Genomic DNA, 6812 nt, shown 5'->3' on the forward strand with positions numbered 1-6812 from the left:
TTATTTGTAAAAAAAGACCTACGCTTTCGCGTGAGTCTAAATGTTAAGTTGACGACATTGGGGTCAGACCCCATTACGAAATTCTTAAGATGCGCTGCCGACGATCAGCTCGAAGTGCCGGCGATTCGTTTTGAGAATGCCTTCCTTCTGCAGCTTCGAGAGTTCCACGGACATGGCGGCGCGGTCCACGCAGAGATAGTCGGCGAGCTGCTGCCGATCGAAGGGGATGTCAAAGGAGAGCGAGGCCTGCCGGACGGATTCAGAGGAAAGATACGACAGGAGCTTCTCCCGGGTAGAGCGTTTGCTGACGTGCGTGATCTTATCATTGAAGACCAGCAGCCGGTTCGCCAGCACGCTGACCAGATTTCGAATCAGCTTCTGGTGATGGTCGCAGACGGTTGGGCAGCTCGTCAGAAGACGCTTCACATTCAGAAAGAGAAGCGTACAATCGTCCTCGGCGACAGCATTGACGTTCAGAACCGTGCCGGACGTCGCCGCATAGGGCTCCCCGAAAAAGTCGCCCGCCGTGCACTTCGAGAGGATATTCCGGTGCCCCCAGAGGTCCTCCTGGAGGATGAGCACGGAACCGGACAGCACAAGGCCCATCACCTCGGTCGTGTCACCCGCACGCAGGATATAAGAGCCGCGCGGCCGCGTGGTCGTGGACGCCTGCACACAGTGAAGAATCGACAGAATCTCATCATCTCGCATGCCGTTAAAAAATGGACAGCTCCGTAATATCGGTAAATATTTCTGCATTGCCCCTCCGATTTGTTTGAAATCAAACATACAATTCCGCTTAAATATACTATGATCGGGTTACAAACGCAAAATCATCTTCGATGCCGGGCCAATGTCTCCATCGGGATGATGAAATCTGGTTTACATAAAACGGAGGATGACGAGATGATACGAAAGCTTATTCATATCGATGAGGATAAATGCAACGGCTGTGGAATCTGTGCCAGTGCCTGCCATGAGGGCGCGATCGGCATCGTGGATGGGAAAGCGAAGCTCCTGAGAGACGACTACTGTGACGGCATGGGCGACTGCCTGCCGACCTGCCCGACGGGCGCGATCAGCTTCGAGGAGCGTGAGGCCGCGGCGTACGATGAGGCGGCGGTTCAGGAAAACAAGAAGAAAAAGGAGCTGCAGGAAAAGATGAAGCATATGCACGAGGGCGGCTGCCCGGGCTCCAGAGTCCGCATGATGCAGCATGCAGAGGAAGCAGAAGCGACCACCGGCAGTCACATGAAGGCCGTATCTCAGCTTCGGAACTGGCCGGTACAGATTAAGCTTGCGCCGGTGAATGCGCCGTATTTCGATGGTGCGAAGCTGCTGATCGCCGCCGACTGTACCGCATATGCCTACGCAGACTTCCACCAGGACTTCATCCGCGGCAAGGTCGCACTGGTGGGCTGTCCGAAGCTCGATGATGTCGATTACAGCGAGAAGCTGACAGAAATCATCCGGAACAACGACATCCAGAGCGTGACCATCGTCCGTATGGAGGTGCCATGCTGCGGCGGTCTCGAAATGGCCGCGAAGAAGGCACTGCAGGCCAGCGGAAAGTTCATCCCATGGCAGGTGGTCACGATCAGCATCGACGGAAAGATTCTGGACTGAGCGGGGTGCATTATGGCAGAGAAAAACGATGTGACCGTCCGCTTGCAGGATGTGTTGACCGGCGCACTGATCGGTCTCGCGAGAGCCATCGATGATCCGGCGGTCGCTTCCGCTGAAACATGGACGATCATGACGGAAGGACTGATGGCCACCGCGCCCGATGCCTGCCTCAGCGATGCCGCCCTCGAAACGCTGATACAGAACGTCCGCGCAGAGAAAGCCCGGCTCGCGCCAGGGTGCAGCCAGTGCATGGCACCATGCGGCAGAACCGCCGACTATGATATGCAGGCGCTGTGGACCGCTGAAGAAGAGGTCCGCGCGCTCAAGCTTCGCATCCTCACCGACTTCCGTGAAATAGCAGCGCATATCACTCACGCACATGCGCAACAGGACGAAAAAACCGACGTGTACCCGCTCCTCTCCGAAGCACTGTTTAAAATCGGTTATGACGAAAGTACAGAAGCACTGATGACCACGGTGCGCAAAGTCGAGGGAACGAAGCTGACTTGAGGGGTGACTTGGGGGGTGACTTGGGGCATGGGACCATTTTCGTGACCTCGCGAAAATGGTCCCACGCCCCTCTCTTTTCTATCTTCCCATCGCCGATTTGTATTTTACCTCCGCCTGAAAACATGGTAAGTTTGTAGTAGATACACCATGTTCGTGAATGTAAGAGTGCGCGGCGATCAGCACGTGCTTTCCAGCCTTTAAGCTGCGACCCGGCAAGTGTTTGATCCGCTATGACCGATCATGCTGACCATTTAAGCGTACACTCAGAAAGGAGGCTTTTATGAAACAGAAAATGAAGTTTTTTGCGGCGCTGCTCGCCTGCGCGATGACGATCAGTCCGATCGCGGCGATGGCGGGACAGTGGGTGCCGATGGGCTCAGACTAGGCCTACATGACCGACGACGGCGATTTCGCGAAGAACTGCTGGCTGTGGCTCGATGAGAACCATGACCAGAAGGCAGAGCTCTATCACTTCGATGCGAGCGGCTTGATGTCGAAGCAGACGATGCTCACCCTGAACGGGGATGGCGAGACCCTCTGCATCAACATCGACGAGAACGGTATCGCGAACTTCTACGCCTACTGCGCCGGCGCATCCTGGTATACGAGCGACATGATCTCCCCGGTGCTCATGCCGGCGTATGCGATCCACATGGCGAACGGCCAGTACTGCTACTACCTGCCGGACGGCGTTCCGTATTACAACTTCGCCGAAGTGAAGGACTCGTATATCAGTGAGTTGACGGATTACGGCCCATGCTATGCAGCGGATGCCTTCATCCCGATCTATCACCAGGGCAGTGCCCCGGGCGTCTGGGAGCCGATGGAGTGCGGCATCATCACGAACGCCCGCTTCGCGAAGAACTGCCTCGTAACCGTGAGCTATTATGTTGGTCCGGGCGATAACTACGATGACGTGATGTCGATCTCCGACTTTCTCGCCCGCCATATCGACTACAACTATATGAGCGTAAGCGCGACGGATGCAAACGGCTATATCACCGCCTGCACCATGATGGCGGTAGAATAACCCCGCGGTGCCCCGGCCTGTCCACAGCGACACACCGTCATCCCCCTGGCGGTCAGCTCAGCTGAATCCCCACCGAAATTGGGTCTCCAAACTTATTGAGGGGTTGCGTTTTTAAGGGTTTGGTTTGAGGGGCTTAAAGTAAAGTGTACCCCGCAGAGTAGACAGATTTTCAGGGTAAATCCAGTAAAGTAAGCAGTATTTTTGGAGATATCCCATTAAGCAGATACAGCCTCTAAGGATCATTTGATACAATTCAATTATCCTTGGAGGCTATTATTATGAAGAACTCATTTACACTAGAGCAAATTAAAATCTTAGAACAGAATCGATATACGAAGAAGGTGTCTCCTTCTGTCATTAAGTTCACATCAGATTTCAAAGAGCTAACTTGAAAATTTAAATTCCAGTGAAAGAGTAAATTCCATCGGGATTTAAATTTTGCTGATTTTTGTTTACCTCTCAGGTAAACATATACTATTGATATTTATAGTAAATAAGGATATAATATATTTACCTCAAAGGTAAACTTGCGAAAGAGGTGATGGATTGGAAATAACATATAAAACTCGCAAGATTGAAAAGGTGTGTACAATCGCAAGCGAGGCAGAAAAGAAATATGGTTCAGAAATGGCCGAAAAAATCCATCAGCGTATAGATGAAATAGATGCATCCGATACTGTTGAAGAGATGGTTCAATTCCATATTGGAAGATGTCATCCATTAAAAGGAAATCGCAAAGGTCAATACGCAATAGATTTAGTTCATCCCTATCGACTGGTTTTTGAAAAAATAGGGAATGAAATTCAAATTGCAAACGTAATGGAAATTGTAGATTATCATTAAAGTTCCGTTTCATTTAAGGAGGTATTACGATGGTGAAAAGTCGCAGTTTTATTGCAACACCACCGGGAGCAACTATTAAAGAGCAGTTGCTTGATAGAGGACTTAGCCAGAAAGAATTTGCAGTACGCATGGGTATGTCCGAAAAACATATTAGTAAATTAATCAATGGCGAAGTTCAGTTGACTCCGGATGTTGCTGTTCGTTTAGAAATGGTATTAGGTGTTCCTGCTAAGTTTTGGAATAAACTAGAGTCCACTTATCGTGAAAAACTTGTAAAAGCCAACGCTGAGAATGACATGGATGCTGATAAGGAACTTGCAAAAAAACTACCTTATCGTGAAATGTCTAAAAATGGTTGGGTTCCTGAGACCAGAGATACAACCGAAAAGGTTATTTATCTTAGAAAATATTTTGAAGTTGTAAACCTTGAAATTATTGAGGATATGCAATTGTCAAAAATAGCATGTCGTAGATTAGCCGAAACAGAAAAAAGTAATCTTGCTCTATTGGCATGGGCACAGAAAGCCAAACTGGAGGCTCGTACTATTAAAACTTCATTAGTTGATTTAAAATCGCTTAAGAAAAGTTTGCCAGAAATAAGAAGCATGACCACAATGAATCCTTCGGATTTCTGCCCTAAGTTGATTGAGCTATTATCCAACTGCGGTATTGCGCTTGTATTTCTCCCTCACATTGGAGGTTCTTTCCTGCATGGTGCAACTTTCTACGACGGAAACAAAATAGTTGTTGGCTTAACAGTTCGCGGCAAAGATGCAGATAAATTCTGGTTTAGTCTATTCCATGAGCTTGGTCATATTTTACTTGGTCACATCAACCAGCCAAATGGAACAACCGAAGAAGATGAAGATGCCGCTGACAGCTTTGCAAAAGAAACACTAATTCCTACAGAAGAATTCAACACATTTACTACTCAGAATGATTTTTCAAAAGCAGCCATTTGTGCCTTTGCTCAAGAAGAACACATTCTTTGTGGAGTTGTTGTGGGACGTCTGCAAAAGGAAGGCTTCATAAACTATAATCGCTGTAATGATTTAAAGACCAAATATGTATTATCAGCGTAAATATCATAAGAGGTTATTAGTAGCAGTATTTTTCAACCTCTAAGTAGTCCATTACTACTAAGGAATATCTCGCAAATCCTTGCTGTTGCTGATTTCATGAGCTGTCACGAAACTGCTCTCATGAGTTGTCGCTGACCTGCTCAGTTTTGCGTCATGAATGTTGTATGGTTTATCGCCGCCGGAGGTCGTCTTCGGCGGCGTTCGCTTACTCATTCACAACCAACATTTCGTGTTCTGCCACATAACTGACCATGTGGTCATCGATCAGTCGCTTCTGTGTCTGACTGGCATACATCAGGCTCTTTTCGCAGACACGGTTCACCATCCGTGGAACACCGTTCGAGATCTGGTAGATCCGATCGATGGCCGAGTCGGTAAATATGTTCTGCGTGCAGCCCGCGTACTGCATGTGCGCATTGATGTAGTCCTCGCATTCCGCCCGGTCGAGAGGTGGCACCGTACAGTAGATATCGATCCGCTGCCGTATCGCGGCGTATCGCTGCAGCTTCAGCTTGCGGTCCCAGAGTTCTGTCTGTCCGGCAAGCACCAGGGCCATCGGACTCTCAGAGTCAAACTTGTAGTTCAGCATGAAGCGGAACTCCTCGAGCATTTCCTTATCAAGGAGGTGCGCCTCGTCAAGTATACAAACCACCCGCTTTTTCTGGACGCCCTGAATGATTTCGATCGATGCCTGCAGCTGGCGCTTGGCATCTCCACGATAGAAGCCCGAATCGATGCCCAGCTGTTCCAGAAGGCCCTTATAGAACCACTTCGGTGTAAGTTTGGAATCAGACAGGTACAGAAGTATGTACTTGTCCTTCGGAAGCATGGCATCGAACTTACGGAGCAGTGTGGATTTGCCACAGCCCGGTTCTGAAGTGATCACTGCAAACAGCTTCTTGTCGGCAACGTACATCAGACGGCCAAGCACATCACTCATCGCTTTCGTCTCGTACAGGCACTCCGGTGGAAGGTCCCTGGTGAATGGCGTATGGGTCATGCCAAAGAATGCTTCATACATGAGCGCGTCCCTCCTTTCCGTAGTTCGCAAAGGAGATGGCATCGGTCATGAGCCGTTTCGATTCCTTGTGCCGTGCTTCGAGGGCATCCAGCAGTCGGGATGTCTTCGGCGTCTCTGGCTGCATCGCTGGAGGGAGCGCCGGTGTCTGAGCACAGTAGCCTCTGATCACCAGCGGTTTTGCAGTAAATGGGTCGATACCAGGATGGCTGATCGTAAGGATCTCTGGATTCGCCGGATCATAGGCGATCTCAACCTTTAAGCCGATCAGCTCCGGTTTCGTCTCATACCGCCTGCCTCTGAACTGGATACATGCGCCCTTGTCGACCCGCCGGTTTTCATGATGCAGAAATGCTTCTGCGATGGTATTGACATCGATAAAGTTCAGTGGACGTGTATCCCGATTCCATTCCTGCCGTGGTGTGATCCCTTCCGGTGGAACATCAGCATTGAGGCACTGATAGTACTCGGCGATGCCCGCATGAGGATCGTTATGGTAATGGTCCTCGAGGTAGATACTCCACAGACGGTTAAGCTCATCCAGTGTTCGGACGTTTTTCAGCTTGCTTTCCCGGACGAATGTATCCACCACCTGATGGAATTTCTCGATTTTGCCTTTCTTATGTAAAGATTTACATAAGAAAGGTTATGACAAGATATCTATTATGTAAAGAAATGCGAGAAAAAGGCTCAATTAGCCAAC

General features: G+C 49.4%; 8 protein-coding genes. 5 read left to right on the top strand and 3 right to left on the bottom strand.

Annotated features, from left to right (window positions below; all coding sequences use genetic code 11):
- Nucleotides 1–84: 84 nt before the first annotated feature.
- Nucleotides 85–759, bottom strand: a complete 675-nt coding sequence (locus ACK8P7_RS10645) for a Crp/Fnr family transcriptional regulator (protein ID WP_410044179.1) — start codon at nucleotides 757–759, stop codon at nucleotides 85–87.
- 147 nt (nucleotides 760–906) lie between these two features.
- On the opposite strand from ACK8P7_RS10645, the gene ACK8P7_RS10650 reads away from it, so the two are divergent.
- From ACK8P7_RS10650 to ACK8P7_RS10670, 5 genes are all read left to right on the top strand, one after another.
- On the top strand, nucleotides 907–1626 hold the full coding sequence (locus ACK8P7_RS10650; protein ID WP_410044180.1) for a 4Fe-4S dicluster domain-containing protein: 720 nt from the start codon (nucleotides 907–909) through the stop codon (nucleotides 1624–1626).
- A 12-nt stretch (nucleotides 1627–1638) separates the two neighbouring features.
- A complete protein-coding gene (locus tag ACK8P7_RS10655) occupies nucleotides 1639–2136 on the top strand; it encodes a hypothetical protein (protein WP_410044181.1) in 498 nt (165 codons plus the stop codon).
- A gap of 391 nt (nucleotides 2137–2527) precedes the next feature.
- Nucleotides 2528–3166 (top strand): hypothetical protein, encoded by a 639-nt coding sequence (locus ACK8P7_RS10660; RefSeq protein ID WP_410044182.1) that lies wholly within the window; start codon nucleotides 2528–2530, stop codon nucleotides 3164–3166.
- Between the two features lie 546 nt (nucleotides 3167–3712).
- Nucleotides 3713–4009 (top strand): type II toxin-antitoxin system RelE/ParE family toxin, encoded by a 297-nt coding sequence (locus tag ACK8P7_RS10665; protein ID WP_410044183.1) that lies wholly within the window; start codon nucleotides 3713–3715, stop codon nucleotides 4007–4009.
- Between the two features lie 29 nt (nucleotides 4010–4038).
- Nucleotides 4039–5091 (top strand): HigA family addiction module antitoxin, encoded by a 1053-nt coding sequence (locus ACK8P7_RS10670; protein ID WP_177973754.1) that lies wholly within the window; start codon nucleotides 4039–4041, stop codon nucleotides 5089–5091.
- A gap of 205 nt (nucleotides 5092–5296) precedes the next feature.
- Here the strand turns inward: ACK8P7_RS10670 and ACK8P7_RS10675 are convergent, their stop codons facing one another.
- Nucleotides 5297–6112, bottom strand: a complete 816-nt coding sequence (locus tag ACK8P7_RS10675; RefSeq protein ID WP_410044184.1) for an ExeA family protein — start codon at nucleotides 6110–6112, stop codon at nucleotides 5297–5299.
- Complete coding sequence (locus tag ACK8P7_RS10680; RefSeq protein ID WP_410044185.1) at nucleotides 6105–6698, bottom strand: Mu transposase C-terminal domain-containing protein; 594 nt, start codon at nucleotides 6696–6698, stop codon at nucleotides 6105–6107. The genes ACK8P7_RS10675 and ACK8P7_RS10680 overlap by 8 nt, the downstream gene beginning before the upstream one ends.
- Between the last annotated feature and the right edge of the window lie 114 nt (nucleotides 6699–6812).

Source organism: Oribacterium sp. P9, assembly GCF_046365365.1.
Lineage (GTDB): Bacteria > Bacillota > Clostridia > Lachnospirales > Lachnospiraceae > Oribacterium.